General features: G+C 63.0%; 28 protein-coding genes. 8 read left to right on the top strand and 20 right to left on the bottom strand.

The annotated features are described in order from the left end of the window. Positions 1–4: 4 nt before the first annotated feature. The 5 genes from AC1DPX_RS26540 to purL form a co-directional block, all read right to left on the bottom strand. Positions 5–1,291 (bottom strand): multidrug effflux MFS transporter, encoded by a 1,287-nt coding sequence (locus AC1DPX_RS26540; protein WP_477240306.1) that lies wholly within the window; start codon positions 1,289–1,291, stop codon positions 5–7. Positions 1,292–1,429: 138 nt separating this feature from the next. Next, entirely contained in the window at positions 1,430–1,765 is a 336-nt protein-coding gene (grxD, locus tag AC1DPX_RS26535; protein WP_010909091.1) for a Grx4 family monothiol glutaredoxin, read from the bottom strand. A gap of 153 nt (positions 1,766–1,918) precedes the next feature. Continuing rightward, positions 1,919–2,152 (bottom strand): BolA/IbaG family iron-sulfur metabolism protein, encoded by a 234-nt coding sequence (locus tag AC1DPX_RS26530; RefSeq protein ID WP_202354676.1) that lies wholly within the window; start codon positions 2,150–2,152, stop codon positions 1,919–1,921. A gap of 121 nt (positions 2,153–2,273) precedes the next feature. Continuing rightward, complete coding sequence (locus tag AC1DPX_RS26525; RefSeq protein ID WP_477240305.1) at positions 2,274–2,807, bottom strand: hypothetical protein; 534 nt, start codon at positions 2,805–2,807, stop codon at positions 2,274–2,276. A 47-nt stretch (positions 2,808–2,854) separates the two neighbouring features. Then, positions 2,855–5,086, bottom strand: a complete 2,232-nt coding sequence (gene purL / locus AC1DPX_RS26520) for a phosphoribosylformylglycinamidine synthase subunit PurL (protein WP_477240303.1) — start codon at positions 5,084–5,086, stop codon at positions 2,855–2,857. 255 nt (positions 5,087–5,341) lie between these two features. Between purL and AC1DPX_RS26515 the strand changes: the two genes are divergently transcribed. Next, positions 5,342–5,506, top strand: coding sequence for a hypothetical protein (locus AC1DPX_RS26515; protein WP_202354673.1), 165 nt, complete (start codon positions 5,342–5,344; stop codon positions 5,504–5,506). Positions 5,507–5,522: 16 nt separating this feature from the next. Here AC1DPX_RS26515 and AC1DPX_RS26510 read toward each other — a convergent pair whose 3' ends face one another. After that, positions 5,523–6,935, bottom strand: coding sequence for an aminotransferase-like domain-containing protein (locus tag AC1DPX_RS26510; RefSeq protein ID WP_202354672.1), 1,413 nt, complete (start codon positions 6,933–6,935; stop codon positions 5,523–5,525). 93 nt (positions 6,936–7,028) lie between these two features. Between AC1DPX_RS26510 and AC1DPX_RS26505 the strand changes: the two genes are divergently transcribed. Beyond that, entirely contained in the window at positions 7,029–7,280 is a 252-nt protein-coding gene (locus tag AC1DPX_RS26505; protein WP_477240301.1) for a DUF1127 domain-containing protein, read from the top strand. 9 nt (positions 7,281–7,289) lie between these two features. Here the strand turns inward: AC1DPX_RS26505 and AC1DPX_RS26500 are convergent, their stop codons facing one another. From AC1DPX_RS26500 to purC, 7 genes are all read right to left on the bottom strand, one after another. Further along, positions 7,290–7,931: a Pr6Pr family membrane protein gene (locus tag AC1DPX_RS26500; protein ID WP_477240299.1), complete on the bottom strand. Its 642-nt coding sequence runs from the start codon at positions 7,929–7,931 to the stop codon at positions 7,290–7,292. Positions 7,932–7,933: 2 nt separating this feature from the next. Further along, entirely contained in the window at positions 7,934–8,341 is a 408-nt protein-coding gene (locus tag AC1DPX_RS26495; RefSeq protein ID WP_202354669.1) for a hypothetical protein, read from the bottom strand. Beyond that, positions 8,338–9,003: a glutathione S-transferase family protein gene (locus AC1DPX_RS26490; protein WP_202354668.1), complete on the bottom strand. Its 666-nt coding sequence runs from the start codon at positions 9,001–9,003 to the stop codon at positions 8,338–8,340. The genes AC1DPX_RS26495 and AC1DPX_RS26490 overlap by 4 nt, the downstream gene beginning before the upstream one ends. Positions 9,004–9,073: 70 nt before the next feature. After that, positions 9,074–9,742, bottom strand: coding sequence for a phosphoribosylformylglycinamidine synthase subunit PurQ (gene purQ / locus AC1DPX_RS26485; RefSeq protein ID WP_202354667.1), 669 nt, complete (start codon positions 9,740–9,742; stop codon positions 9,074–9,076). Then, positions 9,739–9,993 carry a hypothetical protein gene (locus tag AC1DPX_RS26480; RefSeq protein WP_477240297.1) on the bottom strand — a complete coding sequence of 85 codons (255 nt, stop codon included), beginning with the start codon at positions 9,991–9,993 and terminating at the stop codon, positions 9,739–9,741. The genes purQ and AC1DPX_RS26480 overlap by 4 nt, the downstream gene beginning before the upstream one ends. 18 nt (positions 9,994–10,011) lie before the next feature. Then, positions 10,012–10,254: a phosphoribosylformylglycinamidine synthase subunit PurS gene (purS, locus tag AC1DPX_RS26475; protein ID WP_027028126.1), complete on the bottom strand. Its 243-nt coding sequence runs from the start codon at positions 10,252–10,254 to the stop codon at positions 10,012–10,014. Between the two features lie 43 nt (positions 10,255–10,297). Further along, positions 10,298–11,092, bottom strand: a complete 795-nt coding sequence (gene purC / locus AC1DPX_RS26470) for a phosphoribosylaminoimidazolesuccinocarboxamide synthase (protein WP_202354665.1) — start codon at positions 11,090–11,092, stop codon at positions 10,298–10,300. Between the two features lie 275 nt (positions 11,093–11,367). Here purC and AC1DPX_RS26465 point away from each other — a divergent pair, with 275 nt between their 5' ends. Together AC1DPX_RS26465 and AC1DPX_RS26460 are read left to right on the top strand one after the other, a co-directional pair. Continuing rightward, a complete protein-coding gene (locus AC1DPX_RS26465; protein ID WP_091578294.1) occupies positions 11,368–11,688 on the top strand; it encodes a DUF1476 domain-containing protein in 321 nt (106 codons plus the stop codon). Positions 11,689–11,852: 164 nt separating this feature from the next. Further along, positions 11,853–12,626, top strand: coding sequence for an HpcH/HpaI aldolase family protein (locus AC1DPX_RS26460; protein WP_202354664.1), 774 nt, complete (start codon positions 11,853–11,855; stop codon positions 12,624–12,626). Between the two features lie 38 nt (positions 12,627–12,664). Here AC1DPX_RS26460 and AC1DPX_RS26455 read toward each other — a convergent pair whose 3' ends face one another. Together AC1DPX_RS26455 and AC1DPX_RS26450 are read right to left on the bottom strand one after the other, a co-directional pair. Then, on the bottom strand, positions 12,665–13,843 hold the full coding sequence (locus AC1DPX_RS26455; protein ID WP_477240295.1) for an acyltransferase family protein: 1,179 nt from the start codon (positions 13,841–13,843) through the stop codon (positions 12,665–12,667). A gap of 170 nt (positions 13,844–14,013) precedes the next feature. Further along, positions 14,014–14,562: an RBBP9/YdeN family alpha/beta hydrolase gene (locus AC1DPX_RS26450; RefSeq protein ID WP_010909107.1), complete on the bottom strand. Its 549-nt coding sequence runs from the start codon at positions 14,560–14,562 to the stop codon at positions 14,014–14,016. A gap of 246 nt (positions 14,563–14,808) precedes the next feature. Here AC1DPX_RS26450 and AC1DPX_RS26445 point away from each other — a divergent pair, with 246 nt between their 5' ends. Continuing rightward, positions 14,809–15,621: a VOC family protein gene (locus AC1DPX_RS26445; protein ID WP_477240293.1), complete on the top strand. Its 813-nt coding sequence runs from the start codon at positions 14,809–14,811 to the stop codon at positions 15,619–15,621. A 200-nt stretch (positions 15,622–15,821) separates the two neighbouring features. Here the strand turns inward: AC1DPX_RS26445 and purB are convergent, their stop codons facing one another. From purB to AC1DPX_RS26430, 3 genes are all read right to left on the bottom strand, one after another. Next, complete coding sequence (gene purB / locus AC1DPX_RS26440; protein WP_202354661.1) at positions 15,822–17,123, bottom strand: adenylosuccinate lyase; 1,302 nt, start codon at positions 17,121–17,123, stop codon at positions 15,822–15,824. A gap of 61 nt (positions 17,124–17,184) precedes the next feature. Further along, the gene (locus AC1DPX_RS26435) at positions 17,185–17,649 is read right to left on the bottom strand and encodes a hypothetical protein (protein ID WP_446721215.1); all 465 of its coding nucleotides are present in this window, start codon (positions 17,647–17,649) and stop codon (positions 17,185–17,187) included. 50 nt (positions 17,650–17,699) lie between these two features. Beyond that, the gene (locus AC1DPX_RS26430) at positions 17,700–18,425 is read right to left on the bottom strand and encodes a DUF2259 domain-containing protein (RefSeq protein ID WP_477240291.1); all 726 of its coding nucleotides are present in this window, start codon (positions 18,423–18,425) and stop codon (positions 17,700–17,702) included. Between the two features lie 134 nt (positions 18,426–18,559). Between AC1DPX_RS26430 and AC1DPX_RS26425 the strand changes: the two genes are divergently transcribed. Beyond that, positions 18,560–18,814, top strand: a complete 255-nt coding sequence (locus AC1DPX_RS26425) for a DUF2171 domain-containing protein (RefSeq protein WP_096445325.1) — start codon at positions 18,560–18,562, stop codon at positions 18,812–18,814. Between the two features lie 112 nt (positions 18,815–18,926). Here AC1DPX_RS26425 and AC1DPX_RS26420 read toward each other — a convergent pair whose 3' ends face one another. After that, positions 18,927–19,949: a P1 family peptidase gene (locus AC1DPX_RS26420; RefSeq protein ID WP_477240289.1), complete on the bottom strand. Its 1,023-nt coding sequence runs from the start codon at positions 19,947–19,949 to the stop codon at positions 18,927–18,929. Then, a complete protein-coding gene (locus AC1DPX_RS26415) occupies positions 19,949–21,010 on the bottom strand; it encodes a branched-chain amino acid ABC transporter substrate-binding protein (RefSeq protein ID WP_477240287.1) in 1,062 nt (353 codons plus the stop codon). Before AC1DPX_RS26415 ends, AC1DPX_RS26420 begins: the two co-directional genes overlap by 1 nt. A 182-nt stretch (positions 21,011–21,192) precedes the next feature. Between AC1DPX_RS26415 and AC1DPX_RS26410 the strand changes: the two genes are divergently transcribed. After that, entirely contained in the window at positions 21,193–21,720 is a 528-nt protein-coding gene (locus AC1DPX_RS26410) for a flavin reductase (protein WP_202354656.1), read from the top strand. Further along, positions 21,717–22,646, top strand: coding sequence for an AAA family ATPase (locus tag AC1DPX_RS26405; RefSeq protein ID WP_477240284.1), 930 nt, complete (start codon positions 21,717–21,719; stop codon positions 22,644–22,646). The genes AC1DPX_RS26410 and AC1DPX_RS26405 overlap by 4 nt, the downstream gene beginning before the upstream one ends.

The following is a 22,646-nucleotide window of genomic DNA, read 5'->3' as shown; positions in this document are numbered from 1 at the left end:
TCGTCTAATGCAAGTCGGTGATATGCCCTGAAACGGGTGGGTTGTGCGGCTGGAACATCTTGCCGCGTTCGGCGATCAGGATCATCAGCAGTGCCGCGACCGAGACGCTGCAGAAGCCGGCGGCAAGCGGCGTCACCGTGCCGTTGAACGCCTGGCCGATCAGCGTGCCGAGGATGCCGCCGAGAAACGTCTGCATGAAGCCCAGTATGGACGACGCCGTGCCGGCCAGTTGGCCGAGCGGTTCCATGGCCAGCGCGTTGAAATTGGCGCCAAGCGCGCCGAAGGGGAGCATGGCGCAGGCGAAGAAGGTGATGAACAGCCAGAGCGGCATCTTGATTTCCAGCGAGACCACCAGCCATGCCAGGCTGATGACCAGGAACAAAAGCAGCGCGCTCTGCGACAGCCGGCGCATGCCGATGCGGCCGACAAGGCGCGAGTTCAGGAAATTGGAGAAGGCGAGCACGCCGGCGACCCCGGCGAAGATCACCGGAAACATCTCGCCGACGTTGAAGATGTCGACATAGATCTGCTGCGCCGAGGCGATGAAGCCGAACATGGCGGCGAAGATGAAGGTGCTGGCAAAGGCGTAGCAGAGCGCGATGCGGTTGGTCAGCACGATGCGGAATCCGCCGAGGACGGAGGAGACCGTCAGTTGCCGGCGATATTCGGGGCGCAGCGTTTCAGGCAGGCGCAGCAGCGACCACGCCGACACGATCAGCGCGCCGACGGCCATGGTGACGAAGATGTAGTGCCAGGTCGCGAACAGCATGATGAACTGGCCAATGCCCGGCGCAATGACCGGTATCGCCATGAACACCATGAAGATTAGCGACATCACCTCCGCCATGCGCCGGCCTTCGAACGTATCGCGCACGATCGATACCGCGATGACGCGCGTGGCGGCGGCCCCGATGCCTTGCACGGCGCGGCAAATCAGCAGCGTTTCAAAGCTTGGCGCGATCGCTGCCGCTGCAGCCGCCGCCACATAGATGATCAGACCCGCGACGAGCGGCGAGCGGCGGCCGAACCGATCCGAGATCGGCCCGAAGAACAGCTGGCCGCCGCCAAAACCCAGAATGTAGGCGGTGATCACATATTGCCGGTGGTTTTCATTCTCGACGCCGAGCGAGGCGCCGATCTGCTGCAGCGCCGGCAGCATGATGTCGATGGCCAGCGAATTCAGCGCCATCAGCGCCGCGCACAGCGCAATGAACTCCCAGCGCGGAATAGGCAGCTTGCTTGCCGGCGGCAAGGTGCTTGCTCGTTGCGGCGCTGTCGATTGCTGGTCCACGGCAAGTCCGATCTCTCAAACGAAAATGCGCCGGCGGGCCGGCGCATTGGCTCGTCTTGGGTCCCGATACCGGGACATGTAAATTGCCGAGGTGGGCTGCCCCGGTGTGCAGTCGTTACGACATGCCCAAAACCGAAATCAGGCGGCGCCTTTGACGCTCACGCCCTTTTCGACCAGAAAGGTCTGCAATTCGCCGGCCTGGAACATCTCGCGCACTATGTCGCAACCGCCGACGAATTCGCCCTTTACGTAGAGCTGCGGAATCGTCGGCCAGTTGGAATAGTCCTTGATGCCCTGGCGCAGTTCAGCCGAGTCCAGGACATTCACGCCTTTGTAGTCGGCGCCGATATAGTCGAGGATCTGGACGACCTGGCCGGAAAAACCGCACTGCGGAAAACCGGGCGTGCCCTTCATGAAAAGCACGACGTCGTTGCCCTTCACTTCATTGTCGATGTAGTCGTTGATACCGCTCATGGAAAATCCTTTCACGCCCGTGGGAGTCAGGCTCGAAGCATGTCTTTCAAATAAACCCATAGGTTGCCCGAAACAAGACATTAGCCGCGCCATGGCCGAAATGGCGCAAAGGATGGGCGGGTTTGGGCCAAGCGGGAGTTGGCCCGAACGGCCTCAGTCGGGAACGCTGGTCTGCAGCGCCAAGGCGTGCAGCACGCCGCCCATATTGCCCTTCAGCGCGTCATAGACCATCTGGTGCTGCTGGATGCGGCTCTTTCCCCGAAAGCTCTCGGCGACGACTTCCGCCGCATAGTGGTCGCCGTCGCCGGCGAGGTCGCGGATCGTCACCTTGGCGTCCGGAATGCCGTCCTTGATCAGTTTTTCGATGTCGTGGGCATCCATTGCCATTGCATAATTCCTGTTTCGGGCGGGCGGCAGCGTGGCCGTCCGTGCGATGAGAGTCGGGGTAAACTAAAGCCTTTCCGGCCGCGATTGAAGCCGTTCCATCCCTCGCCCGCGCGATTGTCGCCTAGGACGCGTTCCGGTCCGGATGGACCGTCTCGGAAGCGGGGTCGTCTTCGCGCGTCGAGAAGGTGCGGCCAAGGCTGAAGACCAGCACGTAGAGGGGGATGTTGACCACAAGATTGGCGATCGGCAGGTAGCTGGTCATCTGCCAGGCTGGCGAGAAGAGTGGTTGGCCGTAGCCGTCGCAGACAAGCGACGAGCCATACTCCCAAAAGGCCCCCAGCACGGCCGCGACAGCGAAAAGCTTGATGCAGGTGAGGACCCGGCTTGCCCGCGCCGGCTCCGGCAGAAGCCGGTTCCAGAGCAACAGGCAGACGATCGGAACCGCGTAGATGAGGTTCTGCAGCGCCAGCATCGGCAGCGCGCCGTTGGCCGCGTCAAGGAATTCGGCGCGCGTCTCCAGCCTCGGGCAAACCTCACTCGAGGTCGTCGACAGCAGGAAGAAGACGAACGGCCCGAGGAACCAGAAGAAGAACAGCGACGGCCAGAAGACGACTGCAAGCAGCGCCCGGGCAGCCAGTCTCCTGTGATTGAGCATGATCTTTTTCCGAAAACCGGGTTCCACTTTTCGGGATCATGCTCTGCTCAACTGGCCTGGTCCATGAAGCGGGGGAACCAGCCTTCATGGGCGGCCTTCAGGTCGCTGACCGGGACTGCCCTTGCGTCGCCGAGCTTCAGGTCGCTTCCACCGGTCGAGCCGATCCACGGCGCGAAGATGCCGAGTTCGCCCTGCTGCTTGCGGATGGCGTCCCATTCCTCGCCATGCGGGTCGATCGACAGTGTCAGCAGATACCGGCCCTGATCCTCGCCGAACCAGACCGGGATCGGATCGGTGCCGACAAGCCCGGGAACGCTCGCGCCGATGCCCGACGCCATCGCCATTTCGGCGAGCGCCACGGCGATGCCGCCGTCGGAAACGTCATGCGCCGCGGTAACGATGCCCGACGCGATCAGCGAGCGCACATGGTCGCCGACGCGCTTCTCATGCGCGAGGTCGACCGGCGGCGGCGGGCCGTCCACGCGACCATGGATGTCCCTGAAATAGACGGACTGGCCAAGATGCGTGCCCCAGGAGGCGGGCGCGCCGACCAGCAGGATCATCTGCCCCTCGGCCGCAAAGCCGGTGCGTACCATCTTCGACCAGTCGGCGATGAGGCCGACGCCGCCGATGGTCGGTGTCGGCAGGATGCCCTGGCCGTTGGTCTCGTTGTAGAGCGAGACATTGCCCGAGACGATCGGGAAGCCGAGCGCGCGGCAGGCATCACCGATGCCTTTCACCGCGCCGACCAGCTGGCCCATGATCTCGGGCCGTTCCGGGTTGCCGAAATTGAGGTTGTCGGTGGCGGCCAGCGGCAGCGCGCCGGTGGCGGTCAGGTTGCGCCAGCATTCGGCCACCGCCTGCTTGCCGCCCTCATAGGGGTCGGCCTCGCAATAGCGCGGAGTCACGTCGGAAGAGAAGGCGAGCGCCTTGGTCGCATGGCCTTCCACCCGCACCACGCCGGCATCGCCGCCGGGCAGCTGCAGCGAATTGCCCTGGATCAGCGTGTCGTACTGCTCCCACACCCAGCGGCGCGACGACAGATCCGGTCCGCCGAGCAGTTTCAGCAGTGCATCCGCGACATCGGCCTGCGGGATGTCATTGGTGGCGAGCGGAGCCGGTTTCTTCGGCTCGACCCAGGGGCGGTCATATTCCGGCGCCTTGTCGCCGAGATCCTTGATCGGCAGATCGGCGACCTGGTCGCCCTGGTGCAGCACGCGGAAGCGCAGATCGTCGGTGGTCTTGCCGACAATGGCGAAGTCGAGGCCCCATTTGTGGAAGATCGCCTCGGCTTCCTTTTCCTTCTCGGGGCGCAGCACCATCAGCATGCGCTCCTGGCTTTCCGACAGCATCATCTCATAGGCGYTCATACGCTCCTCACGCACCGGCACCTTGTCGAGATCGAGCTCGATGCCGAGGTCGCCCTTGGCGCCCATTTCGACCGCCGAGCAGGTGAGGCCGGCCGCACCCATGTCCTGGATGGCGATGACGGCGCCCGAGGCCATCAGTTCGAGGCAGGCCTCTAGCAGGCACTTTTCGGTGAAGGGATCGCCGACCTGCACGGTCGGGCGTTTTTCGTCGATCTTGTCGTCGAACTCGGCCGACGCCATGGTGGCGCCGCCGACGCCGTCGCGGCCGGTCTTGGCGCCGAGATAGACGACCGGCAGGCCGACGCCCTTGGCTTCCGACAGGAAGATGGCATTGGTCTTGGCAAGGCCCGCGGCAAAAGCGTTGACCAGAATGTTGCCGTTGTAACGGGCGTCGAAATTGACCTCGCCGCCGACCGTCGGCACGCCGAAGGAGTTGCCGTAGCCGCCGACGCCTGAAACCACGCCGGCGACGAGATGCCTGGTCTTGGGGTGGTCGGGAGCGCCGAAGCGCAGCGCGTTCATCGCCGCGATCGGCCGCGCGCCCATGGTGAAGACGTCGCGCAAAATGCCACCGACGCCGGTCGCCGCACCCTGGTAGGGTTCGATGAAGGAGGGGTGGTTGTGGCTTTCCATCTTGAAGACGACGCAGTCGCCGTCGCCAATGTCGACCACGCCGGCATTCTCGCCCGGTCCCTGGATGACCTGCGGCCCGGTGGTGGGCAGCGTGCGCAGCCATTTCTTGGAGGATTTATAGGAGCAGTGCTCGTTCCACATCGCCGAGAAGATGCCGAGCTCGGTAAAGCTCGGCTCGCGTCCGACGAGGTCAAGGATGCGCTGATACTCGTCTGGCTTCAGCCCATGCGCGGCAATGAGCTCGGGGGTGATCGGCACGGAATTAGAAATGGTCATGGGCGGCGATGTATGTCCATGGAGCGGGGATTTTGAGTCCCCTCTTATCGCAAGCTTTGCGGCCGATACACCCGTCCATCGGTGAAAAAAGACAGAAAGCAACAAGGTGATGATTGGGGTGGGCCCGCATCGGGAGCTTTCAGGCGCTGTCGGCCCGGCGAGGATCAGCAGGTCACCGTGAGGAATGCAGAACTGAATGGGGAACGCTATGGCATCCCGGCCGTTGGGTTTCCAACCACTCAGGAGACCCGGACCATGGCTACCAAGCAAGGCAAGAAAGACAATCGCCTCTCGGACAAGGAGGCCATGCAAATCGCCGAAACCACCGACGTTTCGCCCGGGCAGGCCAAGGAACTGGCCGAGAAGCACGGCAAGGACAAGGCCAAGAAGGAAGCCGCCAACTTCAAGGCCGAGGGCTGACCCAGGTTCAAGTCTCTCAGGAGAAGCTGTCGTAGCCGGCGCGGCCTTCGTCGAGAAGGCGCCGGATGACCGCAACACCGCTAGCGACATCGCCGCGCTGTCTCGGCTGCGAGGTGCCGAAGCGGACGCCGTGAAAGACCTGTTCGGATCGGCCGGCCTTGAACTCGTCCTCGTCGTCGATCAGCACGCCGTGTTCCAGGCAGGCATTCTTGAAGGTGCCGGAAAGCCAGGGATCTGGCAAAGTCAGCCAGACGAAGGGCACCTTGTCGTGTGACTTGAACGCGAAGCCGGCCAGCGTCTCGCGCACGATCGCGATGCGGGCGCTGATTTCGGCGATGCAGCGCTTGCGGATATCGCTGGCCTGACCGGAAAGCACCAGCCTTGTATTCACCTCAGCCAGCAGGAAGGGCATGCCGCCGGTCATCATCTTGTGGGCGACACGGATCCGGTGGCGATAGGCGGGAGGGCAGGAGAGCCAGCCGCCGCGGATTCCGGCCGCGACCGATTTCGACAAGCCGCCAGCAACGATGGTTCTCTCCGGGGCATATTCGGCAAGCAACGGTGTCGGATCGTCGGTCAGGTGGCCGTAAAGATCATCCTCGATCAGGATGACGTTGTATTCGCGCGCGACACGCGCGATCGCCTCGCGGCGCGCGGCGGACAGTGTCGTCAAGGTCGGATTCTGCGCCGTCGGCATCAGGAAGATCATCCTGGGATGCTTTTGCGCGCAGACGCGCTCGAAATCGGCCGGGTCGAGGCCTTGGTCATCCGACGCCACCAGCGCGGTGCGCCGGCCGATCAGCCCGGCACTGCGGGAGATCTGCGAATAGGTGAGGTGTTCGAAGGCGACATAGTCGCCCGGAGTGGTGAGCGCGGCGATCGCCGCCATCACCGCGGCATGGGTGCCGAGCGTCGGAACGATGCTGTCGGCGGCGGGGCGGAACGAGTTCCGCGACAGCCAGCGGGCCCCGGACTCGTACCAGCGGCCTGGAAAATCGCGCGTATAGCTCGAGATTTCATGGGGATGATCCTGCGCCGTGCGCGACAGCACATCGGCGACGTCAGTGCCCTGGCCGACATCGGGCGCCGCCGTGCTGTCGAAACGCAGCTTGCCCTGCGGCGCATCGACCGGGCGCGTGCCTTCCACTGCGACGTCTGGAGCGTCCGGTTTAACGCCATCGGCGCGCCGGCCAAGCACATAGGTTCCACGTCCCACTTCGCCGCTGACCAGTCCGCGCTCGCGCAGCAACTGATAGGCGCGGCCGACCGTGCCGACCGTGGCGCCGATGTCGTAGGCGAGGTCGCGCTGCGGCGGCAGTTTTGTCCCGGCGCCGATCACGCCCTGGTCAATGCCTGCCTCGACCGAGTCCGCAAGGCGTTGATAGAGCGGCCCGGTGCCGGTGGTCAGATCTGGAAGCCAATTTGTCATGGTGACAATTTTCTATATTGCACCGAAATGTGAGTCAATACATATCAATCGCGCACCAAAAAGGGTGCAATTGAGAGTTTTGGCAGAAAGAAAATGGATACAATCGCGACAATCCGTCATTCCAGAGCTGCGTTTCCAAGCGAGACGCTGCGCTCGTCCGGCCAGCGGGGCTTTGCCAGTCGTCTGGTGCGCCTGGTCAGGTCGCTGGCACGGTGGATCGACCATTTGCTGGAGCGCCGGCGCGGCCGGCTCGCATTGCTGGAGATGACCGACGATCAGCTCAAGGATATCGGCATCTCCCGCTGTGATGCCCATAGTGAGGGCATCAGGCGTTTCTGGGAATAAAGGCCAATCTCAATTGAGCCGTTTGGTCCCGCGCCGGCCGACGCCGCGATCGATAAAAACGGCGACGATAGAGATCACCAGGAACAGCGCGGTGATGGCCAATACCGCAATGGCGACGCTGGCAGCGCCGTTCTTGGCGACATCGAGGAAGGGGTAGGGCACCTCGCCCGCGATCGGCGCCCGTACCAGCACATAGGCCAGATAGGCGATGGGATAGAGCACCCACCATGAAATATCGCTCCATCTTGTTCTGCCGTCGGCGCCTGCCGCCAGCCACCACAGCACGAACAGCACCGGCGTCACATAGTGCAGCAGCACATCGCAGAGCAGGAACAGGCCTTGCGGCTGCCAGAGACGTGCCAAAATCGTGGCATAGATGATGAAGACGAGGGTGATCGAAACCGCGACTCCCGCACGCGTCCTTGGCCCGGCGAAGGCCGGCAGCCAGGCATAGCCGGTAAATGACAGCAGGGATGTGTACACCAGTACGGCGCCGATGTTGCTCAGGATGGTGAAGAAGCTGAAGTAGAACACGATCGAGCCGAGCAGGCTGCGGCCCGCCTCCATCGACGCCGGAACGGTGATACAGAACTGCAGGACGAGGCCGGCCAGACCGATGGCCAGACCCGCCACCTGCAGGAAGCGGCCCATGGTCAGGCGGTCGCGGCGCAGGCCGGATTGCCCGTCTGCCAGCGGGCAATGTCCGAGCCGATGCGCGCGCCGAGCGGGTCGTTCATCAGCGGTCCGAACACGTCGACGCGGCTCGAATTGCCTTGCGCCTGCACGACCAGCAATGGCTTGCCGCCATAATGCTTGGCCGGCACCAGAAGGAAACGCGGCGTGCCGCTGAACGAATTCAGCTCATTGGCCATCTGATATTGCTTGAAGGCCGGGTCCTTGCTGGCGATCCAGCATTTGTGGGCTGATATCGCCACCTGTTCCATGGCCAGCAGTGCCGCACTCTTGCCCGACGGCACGGGCGCGCTCTTCGGGGTCGATTGGCAGGACGCCAGGGCAAAGCCCGCGGCCGCGACGAGAACGATAGTCTTGCTCTTGATCAAGCGGCACCCATCTCGAGTTCGGACAGAAAGATCTTCAGGCCGTCGGTCATCTCGCCCCATACGCGCGACAAGGCCGGATGCTGCGAGGCGATCTGCTCATAGGCATCGAATTTGGGATAGGCGTCGAGCAGGTCGTGGCGGCCCGTCATGGCGCGGAAATTGTTAAAGATGAACCGGGTCGGCGTCAGCCAGGCATCGGCAAAGCTGATGTTGTTGCCCAGCGCAAAGGGGCCTTGCGCCATGCGGGCCTCGATCCCCGCCAGCCCATGATGCAGGCGGTCGAATTGGGCGTCGATCTCGGCATTGTTGCGCTTCGGCACGAAATGCAGCTCGAAAAGCTTCATTGTCGGCGTCAGCACGTCGAGATCGGTGATGCGGGCGAACATGCGCACCAGCGCGCGGTCCTTGGAATCGGGCGGCAGCAGGGCCGGCTCCGGGAACCGCTCCTCGAGATATTCGGCGATGACCACCGATTCGACGATCGTTTCGCCCGAACCGGTGATCAGCACCGGAATCCGGTTCATCGGCGAAATGGCCCGAAATTCCTCGGGAATCGGAAAACCCGGCGGCGGCGCGATGATCTTGAGCGGCACGTCCTTGATATAGGCCAGCGCCCGCACGATCGACGAATAGGGCGACAACGGCCGCGAATAGAGTTTCATGACCGTCTCTCTCCCCAAGGCAATGGACTTGATGTCCCTATAAAATTGACCGCATTCGCAGCTGAAATCGTCAAGCGGCGATACCGAGCGCGCCTTCGAAGAGGGCACGGCCGTCGCTACCGCCATGGGCGGCTTCGATCAGGTTTTCCGGATGCGGCATCAGGCCAAGCACATTGCCTTGTTCGTTGATGATGCCGGCAATGTCGTTGATCGAGCCATTGGGGTTGGTGCCCTCGGCATAGCGGAACACCACCTGGCCTTCGCCTTCGAGGCGGGCAAGGGTTTCGGCGTCGGCGAAGTAATTGCCGTCATGGTGCGCCACCGGCGAGCGGATGATCTGGCCCGGCTGATAGCGGCGGGTGAACATGGTGTTGGCGTTGGTGACCTCAAGCTTGATCTGCCGGCAGACGAATTTCAGCGAGGTGTTGCGCATCAGCGCCCCCGGCAGCAGGCCGGCCTCGACCAGGATCTGAAAACCATTGCAGACGCCGATGACGGTCACGCCCTTGGCGGCCTTTTCGGCGACGGCCCGCATCACCGGCATGCGCGCGGCGATCGCGCCGCAGCGCAGATAGTCACCGAAGGAGAAGCCGCCAGGGATGGCGATCAGGTCGACGTCAGGGATTTCGGTGTCGGTCTGCCAGACGGTGACCGGCGGCTTTCCCGAAATCTTGGTCAGCGCCGCGATCATGTCGCGGTCGCGGTTGAGGCCAGGCAGGAGGACGACGGCTGATTTCATTTTGGTTCGTAAGGTCCCTGGGCTTCGGCTAGCTCGCGCAGGTCGAGACGTCTGTCTATGCGCTCAAGACGCTCGTCTTGTCTGGCGAGAATGCCATAAACGTTGTGGATATCGTTTTGCGTGGCCACCATGTGACCCCGCATCACATTCAATTCCCTTTTCGTTTCGGAGACATCCTGACGAAGCTCACCGATTTCGTGGTGCGCGCGCTTCAGAAGCTCGAACGTCAGCTCATTCGTGACTTCCGACATAGTGCCTCCGACACAACCTCAGGTAAGTGTCACACTATAATTCTCAATCACCGTATTCGCCAGCAGCTTGTCACACATGGCTTTGAGATCGGCCTCGGCCTTGGCCTTGTCGCTTTCCGCCAGTTCGACGTCAAACACCTTGCCCTGCCGCACCGCGCCGACGCCGCCGAAGCCCAGACCGGACAGTGCGTGTTCGATCGCCTTGCCTTGCGGGTCGAGGACGCCGTTCTTGAGGGTGACGGTAATGCGGGCCTTGATCACGCTGGACATGCTCCTGTTCTAGGTATCGGATCGCAAGCCGCACTCAGTGCGGCTTGCCTTTGACGACATCGGTCGAGGCGACAAGCACAGGACCGGTCGGGCGCGGCGGCTCGTTCTCGTTCATGATGCCGAGGCGGCGGGCGACTTCCTGGTAGGCTTCGACGAGGCCGCCCATGTCGCGGCGGAAACGGTCCTTGTCGAGCTTGTCCTGCGTTGCCACGTCCCACAGGCGGCAGGAGTCCGGCGAAATCTCGTCGGCGACGACGATGCGCATCATGTCGCCCTCGAACAGCCGGCCGCATTCGATCTTGAAGTCGACGAGCTGGATGCCGACGCCCATGAACAGGCCGGAGAGGAAATCGTTGACACGGATGGCGAGCGCCATGACGTCGTCGATCTCCTGCGGGCTAGCCCAGCCGAAGGCGGTGATGTGCTCTTCCGAGACCATCGGGTCGTCGAGCGCATCGGCCTTGTAATAGAATTCGATGATCGAGCGCGGCAGAACGGTGCCTTCCTCGATGCCGAGGCGCTTGGACAGCGAGCCGGCGGCGACATTGCGCACCACCACTTCGAGCGGAATGATCTCGACTTCCTTGATCAGCTGCTCGCGCATGTTGAGCCGGCGGATGAAGTGGGTCGGAATGCCCATGCGGTTCAAATGGTTGAAGATGTACTCGGAAATGCGGTTGTTGAGCACGCCCTTGCCGTCGATGACCTCGTGTTTCTTCTTGTTGAACGCGGTTGCATCGTCCTTGAAGAACTGGATCAGCGTACCTGGTTCGGGTCCCTCATAGAGGATCTTGGCCTTGCCTTCATAAATGCGGCGGCGATTTTTCATCTGATTTTTTCTCTGGATTTGCGGGCAGGCGGCAAGCGACCAGTTCCTGTCCGTCCGCCTATATTAGTGCGGCGACGGCGGGGTTCAATGCCGGGTCTATCCCAATCACACCGTTTGCTCAATCGGCAAATCCGTCCAATCAACCGCTTTCGGGACTGAAATGCCGCAGCGCAGCATATGACGAAGCGTATTGACCGGCTCGCGACCTTTTGGTTTGTGCTTTGGCAACACACATATCTCTTGCCAACGAATCGGATTTGACCCGGAGGGACGCCATGAGCAGCATGAAAGATCGCGAAGAAGGCTTCGAGCGCAAATTTGCATTCGACGAAGAGCTTCGGTTCAAGGCGGCGGCGCGCCGCAACAAGGCGCTCGGCCTGTGGGCCGCCGAAAAGCTCGGAAAATCGGGTGCCGACGCCGATGCCTATGCCAAGGAAGTCGTTGTTTCCGACATAGAGGAAGCCGGCGATCACGACGTGTTCCGCAAGATCCGCAAGGATTTCGATGCCGCCGGCGTCGAGCAGTCGGACCATCAGATCCGCCGCACCATGGACGAACTGATGGCGCAGGCGATCGAGCAGATCAAAAACACCTGATCCCAGCCGACGCAGGTTCCGCAAAGTGCCCCACCGTTTGCGACAGGACCTGCGGCGAAAAGGATGACTGGACCAATCGACCGCCCGGCCAAGCCGGGCGGTTTTTCTTTGCCTTTGCCGTGGTTTCCGGCTGAAACTGCCGAAATTAACGAGGAAGAGATTAGATGTCGCTGAAGTCCCGCCTAGCCGCCGATGAAACGCTGGTCACCGCCTGGTCCGGAGTGCCGGATGCCCTGACCGTCGAGATCCTCGCCAAACAGGGCTTCGATGCCGTCACGCTCGACATGCAGCATGGCGGTCATCACGAGGACAGCGTGCTGCGCGGTCTCATGCCCGTGCTTGCCGCCAACAAGCCGGCGCTGGTGCGCATCCCGGTCGGCCGTTTCGACATGGCAAGCCGGGCGCTCGATTTCGGCGCCGAGGCGGTGATCGCGCCGATGGTGAATTCGGTGGCCGATGCAAGGCTGTTCGCCGCGGCGATGAAATATCCACCGCTTGGCGAGCGCTCGTGGGGGCCCACCTACGCCTTTCCGCGCCACGGCAAGGGCGACCATGCCGAATGGCTGCGCGACACCAACCAGCGCACCATGGCCTTTGCCATGGTCGAGACGCGCGCTGCGCTCGACGCGCTCGACGGCATTCTCGACACGCCGGGCATTGACGGCATCTTCCTCGGGCCGTCGGATTTCTCGATCGCCTGGACCAATGGCGCCACGGTCAGTTCGACGCTGGAGAGCATGATGGAGACGGTGGCATCGGTGGCCGAGCGCACGCGCAAGGCCGGAAAACATGCCGCGATCTATGTCGTCGAGCCGGCGATTGCCGGTCGTGTCGTCTCGATGGGCTATCGCCTGCTTGCCACCGGGTCCGAGCATGCGTTGATTTCGTTGGGAGCAAAGACCCTGCTCAAGGGCATACGGGACTCGATCGAAGCCTGAATCCGAGCCGGGAGAACTGCCGTCACGGCGTCGGGCGGTTAGGCGTTCGCTGCGGCAGGCGTCGCGGCCATAGGTCCGCCGCGCCTGAACCTGTTGAACAGGGCGCCGAGCACCTGGACCCACCAGTTGTTGAAGACCGTGAGCGGCAACGCCACGAGGATCGAACCCAGTATGGCGGCGGCGGCGCCGAGTGCGGTGGAGCCGCTGGCCAACAGCGCCCATGATCCCAGTGAGCAGATAACGGGCACGTGCACGAGGTAGAGGGGGAAAGACAGGTCGCCCAGGAAACGTGCCGGCCTGCCCGAGAGCCATGATGGCGGCTCATCCATACTCAGAACCGCGTAGACCAACATGATGCTTGCCGGGATGGCCACGCAGGCTTGCCGCAGGCCTTCATCATCGGAGACCGCAGTCTCAAGCACGGCAAAGGGCCAATATATGCCGACACCATCCCCTGCATAACCCAGCAGCGCCAGGGAAACCATCACCATGGCGCCTCTCACCCACCGATTCGGGCGAAAACCCATGGCGAGAAGCGGATAGAGCAGGAGGCTGGCCGGAAAGGCACAAAGCAGGAAACTGACTTGCAGCGCCAGGAACACGGCTGCTGCTATGCAGACCCAGAAGAGCAACGTCCAGCGGTCCAGGAGGAAAAAGACGATCGGGGCGAGGGCGAAGGTCAGCATGCTCCCCCAGAACTCGACCGTCATGGTCCACAGGCTGCTGTCATAATATTTGTCGCCGTAGATGAACGTGCGCCAGGCTCCTTGCAGGAACGCGTCGGAAAAACTCGCTGTCTCAGGCGACAGCACCTTTGAAGCATTGCCGAATCTGCTCAGCCATTCGGATTGGGTGACATCGGCCGCATCCTGGAAGAAATACAGATCGAGCTTGAAGATGAGGCAGGAGGACAGAACCGTGACAAGCACTGGTCCGGCCAGACGAGGCAAACGCTTTATCGCACCCAGCCGCAGATCTTGCGCCTCGCGGGACTGGAAATAACGCTTCACGAGCACATAGGAAGAGAGGACAAAGAACACATAGACGGCGGAGCCGCCATTGAAGGCAATGAAGGCCAGACTTGTCCTGAGCGATTGCGCGGCGTTGTCTGCGTCGCCGCCCGCCGCCGACGGCGCAAAAGCACGCAAAATATGACCATTCAGAACGACAAGCGCCGCGGCACCCCTCAAGAATTCGAGCGAAGCGTCCTTGCGCAAGCACTTACCTTCATTTGAGCGTAAAGAATTGTTATTTAGCAATCTCGCATATAATTGCGCGGCGAACAGAATTCGCCGCGCACAATGAAGTTATCGCCAGCCACATTAAATTATTGTTTATGGGAGCCCGACGGTTTCTTCGGGGCACTCTGTGCCGACTTGGGCCTTTATTACAGATCCGTCAGGAACTTGGCGAAGGTCATGGAGCCTTCGGGCCAGGGGCCGAAGCCCGAATCCTGGTTGAGATGGCCGGTCTCGCCGGCATCGATGAACAGCGAACCCCAGGCGCCGGCAATGTCCTCGGCGACATCGAAGGCGCAGAACGGGTCGTTGCGGCTGGCGATCACGATCGACGGAAAAGGCAGCGGCTCGCGCGGGTAGGGGCCGAAGGTCATCAGGTGCTTCGGCTTGATCCCGGGGTTGGCGACATCGGGCGGCGCCACGAAGAAGGCGCCGGCGACCGGCTTGACGAACTGTGGAATGGCTTGCACCGCCGCGGCCACACCCAGCGAATGCGCGACGATGACCACCGGCCTCTCGGCCTCGTTGACCGCTTTGGCGACGCTCGCCGTCCAGTCCTCGCGAACCGGCTTCGACCATTCGGCCTGCTCGACACGACGCGCCGTCGACAGTTTCGACTGCCAGCGGGTCTGCCAATGTTCAGGCCCCGAATTGGTGTAACCCGGGACGATCAGGATATCTGCATCTTTGACTTTCATGGCGCTGAGATAGCGAGCGCGATTGCCTCATGCAACCGTCGATGGGCATGCACCCGGCCTGTAATAGTGAACACCATGTTCGCTTTTCGCCATCTTGTGTGAACGATCGCGATCGACGATCTGTCGTGGGGAGAGAAACAGCCGTGAAGGACCGGGATTTTGGCGCTGACACGACGTACAATGATCGGCGGCGCCGGGCTCCTGGCTTTGGGAGCGTCATCAAGCGTTGCCGCAATGGAGACTATGATGAGCGAACTGCCATTTGCCGCCACCACGCCGGTGAGCGTTGCCCGCGTCGGGCTGAAGGCGCGCGACGCCGAAAGCCTCGCTGCCTATTACCGCAGGGTTGTCGGCCTGCAGGAGTTGAGCCGTACCGACGGTGCCATCACGCTCGGCGCCGGCAGCCGTCCGTTGCTGGTGCTTGAGCCGGATGCTTCCGCCAAACCGGACGATCCGCGCAGCGCCGGCCTGTTCCACACGGCTTTCCTGCTGCCCAGCCGCGCCGACCTCGGCCGCTGGATCAACCACGCCATATCAGACAAGATCGCCATCGAGGGCGCGTCCGACCATCTGGTCAGCGAAGCGCTGTACCTGACCGACCCCGAAGGCAACGGCATCGAGATCTATGCCGACCGCCGGCCGCAGGACTGGAAGTGGAATGGCGACAAGATCGCCATGGCGACCGAGCGGCTGAACATTCCTGCCGTCGTCGGCGAAGTGCCGGCCGGCGACGCCGGCTGGCAAGGCGCACCGGAAAACAGCATTGTCGGCCATGTCCATCTGCGTGTCGGCAGGCCGGAAGAGGCGGAAGCCTGGTGGAATCAGGAATTCGGCTTCGATACGGTGGCCAAGTATGGCGGCCAAGCGGTATTCCTGTCGTCAGGCCACTACCACCACCACATCGGCGCCAATGCCTGGCAGAGCGCCGGCGCCGGCCGCCGCGACCCCGCCCGCTCGGGTCTCGCCTGGGTCGAGATGCGCTCGGACAATGTGACCAGCGAGAGCAGCCGCGAGGATCCCTGGGGAACGTTGATCAGGACTGTTCCTGGAAAGGCTTGAGCGGCTTTTGACGCGAGCGTCTTTCTCCCCGTCATATACGGGGAGAAATGCCCGGCAGGGCAATGAGGGGCGGCGCCGAGTTGTGAAATTGTCAAAGCGTGAATGGGTGCGATCATCGCCGAAGTGGGCGCTGCCTCTCATCCGCCTGCCGGCACCTTCTCCCCGTATAGAGACGGGGAGAAGGAAAGCTCGCCTCAGGCTTAGCCAAACACCCGTTTGAAAATCGTGTCGACATGCTTGGTGTGGTAGCCGAGGTCGAATTTCTCGCGGATTTCCGCCTCGGGGAGCGCGGCGGTCACTTCCTTGTCGGCCAGAAGTTCCTCAAGGAAATCAGCGCCTTGCTCCCACACCTTCATGGCGTTGCGCTGCACCAGCCGGTAGGAGTCCTCTCGCGACAGGCCGGCCTGCGTCAGCGCCAGCATCACGCGCTGCGAATGCACCAGGCCGCGGAACTTGTTCATGTTCTTCAGCATGTTCTCGGGATAGACGACCAGCTTGTCGATGACGCCGGTCAGCCGTGACAGCGCGAAATCGAGCGTCACCGTGGCGTCCGGGCCGATCATGCGCTCGACCGAGGAGTGTGAGATGTCGCGCTCATGCCAGAGCGCCACGTCCTCCATCGCCGGCAGCGCCATGGAGCGTACCATGCGGGCAAGGCCGGTGAGGTTTTCCGTCAGCACCGGATTGCGCTTGTGCGGCATCGCCGACGAGCCTTTCTGGCCCGGCGAAAAATACTCTTCCGCTTCCAGCACTTCGGTGCGCTGCAGATGCCGGATCTCGGTCGCCAGCCGTTCCATCGACGAGGCGATGACGCCGAGCGTGGCAAAGAACATGGCGTGGCGGTCGCGCGGGATGACCTGCGTCGATACCGGTTCCGGCTTCAGCCCGAGCTTTGCCGCGACATGCTCCTCGACATAGGGTTCGATGTTGGCGAAGGTGCCGACCGCGCCGGAGATGGCGCAGGTGGCGATATCCTCGCGCGCATGCACCAGCCGCTCGCGGCAGCGCGAGAACTCGGCATAGGCCTGCGCCAGCTTGATGCCGAAGGTTGTCGGCTCGGCGTGGATGCCATGGCTGCGGCCGATGGTGACGGTGTCCTTGTGCTCGAAGGCACGGCGCTTGAGCGCGGCAAGCAGGCCGTCAATGTCGGCGAGCAGGATGTCGCTGGCACGGGTAAGCTGCACCGCAAAACAGGTGTCCAGGACATCCGAAGACGTCATGCCCTGGTGGATGAAACGCGCGTCCGGCCCGACGAATTCGGCAAGATGGGTGAGGAAGGCGATGACGTCATGCTTGGTGACGCGCTCGATCTCGTCGATCTTCTCGACGTCGAATTTCGCGGCACCGCCCTTTTCCCAGATGGTTTTGGCCGCTTCCTTCGGGATGACGCCGAGCTCGGCCAGCGCGTCGCAGGCGTGGGCCTCGATTTCGAACCAGATGCGAAACCGGGTTTCGGGCGACCAGATGGCGACCATTTCCGGCCGGGAATAGCGAGGGATCATACGGATCGATTTCCAGCATCACGTTGCGTTGGCCGCGTCCTAACAGAGGCGGACAAAATGCTCAACGCCGCTGCCGTGCAAACCAGAGGCTGGCGGCAAACAACACGACGAAACCGAGCGGAAAATAGAGCCGGATGCCCAGCACCACGAACTGGTAGGACGCCACCGCCATCGTGAAGGCGAGTTGAAACCCCCAGGTGAGGGTGAAGACGGGTGCATGCCATTCGGCGTAGTAGGACCGGTATTGCAAGGCATAGAGCCCGGCGGTCAGCCCGATCGTCGCGGCGGCAAGGCACACCATTGCCGCCGCGAAGGCGACCTCTCGGCCCCTTCCGAGAGAGACCAGCCGCGCCGCGAACAGGCCAACCGGAAAGGCGAGGGCGCCGCCGCCCGCGAACAGCAGCGAAACCGTGCGGATTTTCTCAGGCGTCACCCAATTGTCCAGCAACAGGTTGAGGAGCGCGCTGGCGCCCATGGCTGCGGCCCATGCCAGCGAGCCGAAAAGCGTCGCGCGCCACCCCGGCAAGGCGCCGCGGACGTGATTCACGTTGCGGCTGAGTATGGCGGCCTGCGAGCTCACAGGCGGCCGGTCACGGCGATCCAGCGGAAGTCCGGCCCCTCGAAGCCATATTGGCGCACCGCGATCAGCACCGCATAGGCACTGAGGCTGTCCATGGAGAACGTCTGGACCGCGCCGATGCGGTAGCCGTTCGGGCAGCCGCGGCTCTTGGGGATGGACTTGTCCTCGTGCAGCAATTTGGTGGTGCCGCCATCCTGCGCCTCGACGCGCAGCAGCCGGAACCCATTGATCTCGCCCTGGCTGTCGCAGCCTTCGGTGTTGTTCATGCCGATCTCGTCAAGCCGGAACTCGAGCGGTTGGTCGACCGGAGAGAAGATCGGCCGCGGATTAACCGCCATCCGGTGCGGATCGGCCGAAAGCTCCGTCACCGGGTTGAAACCGGCGGTGATGCCGCGATTGGCGCTCAGCTCGGCCTGGCTGACGATGGCCTCGCCCTTTTGCCGGGCCTGAAGGCGCGCCGCGTCCAGTTTGGCGTTCTCGTCGTCGAGCCGGACCCGGATCGGTGTGCCCTTGAGAAAGCTGTCGGTGCTGGTGTCGATGTAATAGCGGTTGGCATAGGGAAAGCCCGATCCGTCCTGGACACCATACTCTTCGAAGGCGAACACCCCGCCGTCCTTGGTGAAGCCAAGGATTTCGAGCTCGGCGACATCGCCGGCCTGGGCGGCGATCGACGCCACAAACTGTCCGGCCAGGGAAACGGCAAACAGGAAAAGCATTCGCATCGGTTGTTCCCCTTAACAGCGGCCATCAATGCCATCCCTAGCATGGCCGAATCAAAACGTCGTGCGGCTGACAAGCCGATGCATCCAATCGGCTCGTCATTTGTTATTGTCGGCAGTCCCAATGGAGAACCACCATGACCGACACCAGCAAAATTCGTGAGCACATGGAAGTCGTCGGCGCCGATGGCGTGCATGTCGGCACTGTCGACAAGGTCGACGGGCAGCGCATCAAGCTTACCAAGGCCGACAGCGGCGAGGGCGCTCACAAGGGTCATCACCACTACATTCCCCTGGCCCTGGTTGCCGAAGTCGATGGCAAGAAGGTGTGGCTGTCGGCGAATTCCGATGTTGCGGTGACGTTCGAGGAAGAAAAATCCGATCCGGTCTGATCGATCGAGCTGGAGCAATTCCAGGGAAAGTGTAAAGCGGTTTTCCGTCCGGAATTGCGTCAAAAACAAAGAGCTAGAGCGGTTCGCCGTTTCTGTGAAACGGTGATCCGCTTTAGCGGCGCGACGACCAGACGGGAAACAGATCGTTGTCGGCTGGCGTCGCGGCAAACACGCCGCGGCTGATGGCCCGCGCCATGGTGGCACCGGCCGCGGCATAGAGATCGATTGCGGCATCGGCTTCGAGCCGGATGCCACTCGTTCCCGTCGCCAGGGCGAACACCAGGTCGCCGTCGGCCGGCGTGTGCGTCGGCCAGATGGCGCGCACGAAACCGTCATGTGCCGACATTGCCAGGCGCTTCGCCGCTGCCTTGGTGAGAACCGCATCCGTGGCAATAACGGCGATGGTGGTGTTGCCGCCGGTTTCCATTTGCTTGGCCGCATGCTGGCCGCGGTATTTCAGCAGGATGCGCTTGGCGTCGTCCGGCATGGGCGAGGGATAACCCAGTCCGCCGAATTCGTCGCCGATTTCGAAGGGCGCCGCCCAGAAATGGCGGCTGCGGCTGACGGTCACCGATCCGGTCGGATTGACAGCGGCCAGCGCGCCGATGGTGACGCCACTATCCAGCAACGTCGAGGCCGAACCCAGGCCGCCCTTCAGCCCCGCGGTGAGCGCACCGGCGCCAGCGCCGGCGGTGCCGAACTGGAAATCGACAGCGGCGGATTGCGCTGCCTCATAGCCGAGATCTCGGTAGGGTGGATAACGGCCCCAGTCCTTGTCGCCGCCATTGCGCAGGTCGAACAGGATCGCCGCCGGCACGATCGGCACGCGAAAGCCTCCCACCTCGAAGCCGATGCCGCGCTCGCGTAACGCCGCCTGCACGCCGGACGCGGCGTCGAGGCCGAAAGCCGAACCGCCCGACAGCACCACGGCATGGATCGACTCGATCGAATTGTGCGGTTCCAGCAGGTCCGTCTCGCGCGTGCCCGGCGCGCCTCCCAGGATCTGGACACCGGCCACCGCGGGTTCGTCGCACAGCACTGCCGTCACACCGGACTTCAGCCTGGCGTCGGCAGCGTTGCCGACGCGCAGGCCGGCAACGTCGGTGATCAGGTTGCGCGGACCGGTGCGGAACATCAATTGCTTTCCAAAGGCACGAAGCGTGTGCCGTCGAAGCGGAAGACGCGGTAAGGGCTCTGGCTGAGGTCGCCCTTGGCATCGAAGCGCACCGGGCCGATTGCCGTGGTGAAATCAGGCCCGGTCAGCGCCTCGGTCAGCGGCTTGCCCGAGGACAAGGCTGCCTTGGCGATCTCCACCGCTGCATAGGCCGGCAGCGTGTAGCCGTCCGGTACGATTTTCTGCGCGGAGAAGCTCTCCAGCACCTTTGGGTCGGCGACATCGGCCCATTCCGGTGGCGCGATCATCAGCGTGCCCGTCGCATAGGGCACGTCGCCGGGCGGCGTGCGCAGATTTTCGCCGCCGGCAAGGACGATGCCGGCCTGAAGCTGCGCGGCGTCGCGGCCCATAATAGCGATGTCGTCGCCGTCGCCGCCGGCAAAGACATGTGTGGCGCCGGCTTTCTTCAGCCGGCCGACCAGGCCGATCTGGTTGTCGAGTTGGGGCCGGAACGTGTCGACGAACACCGGCTTCAGCGCCGCTTGCTCGGCGGCCGCGCGAAATGTCTCGGCCATTTCGCGCCCGTAGATGGTGCCGTCGTCGATGATGGCGAACAGCTCCTTCTGCCACAGGCGGGTAAGGGTGGAGGCGACGGCGTTACGCTCATCGTCGCCGCGCGGCCCCAGGCGATAGACCGGCCAGCCGGTTTTGGCGCGGCGGTCGGTGAGGCTTTCGGTGCGCACGCCGACGGTGATGACCGGGATATTGGCGTCCTTGAGGATCGGCATCGCCGCCTCGATGGCTTCGGTGCAGAGGAAGCCGACCACGACACTGACCTTGGCCGCCGCAAAAACCCTGGCCGCGGCAGCGCCGCCATCGGCGGTGCAGGCATCATCCTCGGTCTTGAGTTCGACGCCGTTTGCCTGCGCCGCGAGTTCCGCGCCGGCCTTGATCTGCTTGCCGAGGATGGCTGACGGTCCCGACAGAGGCGCGGCAACGCCGATCGTCAGCGTCTGGGCGCTGGCGGCGCCGGCCAGGAACAGCCAGGCCAGCGCGGCGGATATCGTTGCCCCGGGTCGCATCCTGCCGAACAGTTCCTCCCAAGCCCGCGATAACGGCGCGGGCACCAATTCCCGCCAAGACCTAAAGGCTGCCCGCCCTTGGTGCAACACGCGAATTTGGGGATATGGGCCAAGCACTTCGCTTGTGGCCTGTCATGTCTGGCCATATATAGCGGTAGTGTTCTGGCTATGGACAATTTCCGGTGCTGAAGAAGAATGACATTGGACCGCAGGCCTATCGCGACGCGATGAGCCATTTCGCTGGCCACGTCCATGTGGTCACCACCGACGGACCGGCCGGCAAGCGTGGCACAACCGTGATCGCCGCCTGCTCGGTGTCGGACACGCCGCCGACCATTCTGGTCTGTCTCAACCGCGAAAATGCCAAGAACGAGCTGTTCGTGAAGAACGGCCGGTTTGCCCTGAATACGCTGGCCTCGCACCAAGAACCGCTGTCGGTCGGCTTTTCCGGCATCACCGGCCTGCCGGTCGAGGAGCGTTTCGCGCTCGGCGAATGGGATGTGATTTCCACCGGCGCGCCGACGCTGAAGGGCGCGCTCGCGGTGTTCGACTGCGAACTGATCGACACCAAGGACCTGGCGACCCATCGTGTGCTTTTTGGCAAGGTGACAGGCCTTCGCATGGGCGATAATTTGCGGCCGCTGATCTATCACGCCCGCGGCTACCACGTCCTGGACAGCGGAGTGGCCGCGTTCACGGAGAAAGAATGACCGAACTGAAACCGCGCCCCGTACCGCGGACGATCGACGAGACGCTCGATCTCCTGACCGGCGCGGACTATGTGGCGGACCGATCGCTGGCGACGGTGCTTTTCCTGTCGCTGCGCATGAACCGGCCGTTGTTCCTCGAGGGCGAGGCCGGCGTCGGCAAGACCGAGATCGCCAAGGTGTTGGCGCAGGCGCTTGGCCGCCGGCTGATCCGCCTGCAGTGCTATGAAGGGCTCGACGTATCGTCTGCCGTCTACGAGTGGAATTACGCCGCGCAGATGATCGAGATCCGCATGGAGGAGGCGGCCGGCAAGGTCGACCGCTCCGCCATGGAGCGCAACGTCTTCTCGGAAAAATACCTGATCCGCCGTCCGGTGCTCGATGCGCTGACCGGCAAGGCGGGAGCTGCCCCGGTCTTCCTGATCGACGAACTCGACCGCACGGACGAAGCCTTCGAAGCCTTCCTGCTCGAAATCCTCTCCGACTTCCAGGTGACGGTGCCCGAACTCGGCACCATCAAGGCGGAAGAGCCGCCGATCGTGATCATCACCACAAACCGCACCCGCGAGATCCATGACGCGTTGAAGCGGCGCTGCCTGTATCACTGGGTGGATTATCCCAATGCCGAGCGCGAATTGGAGATCGTGCGCCGCAAGGTGCCGCATGCCAACCGGCGGCTTTCAGCGGAGGTGGTCTCCTTCATACAAAAGCTGCGTCAGGTCGAATTGTTCAAGGTGCCGGGCGTCGCCGAAACCATAGACTGGGCCGGCGCGCTGACCGAACTCGACAAGGTGGCGCTCGATCCGGAGACCGTGTCCGACACGATCGGCGTGCTGTTGAAATACCAGGACGACATCGCCCGCATCGGCACGGGCGAGGGCCGGCGTATCCTCGACGAGGTCAAGGCCGAGCTCGCGGCGGCGGAGTAG

It is taken from the genome of Mesorhizobium sp. 01N446, assembly GCF_056399285.1.
The sequence above is the reverse complement of the archived record's forward strand: the minus strand, read 5'-3'. Positions and strand labels throughout refer to the sequence as shown.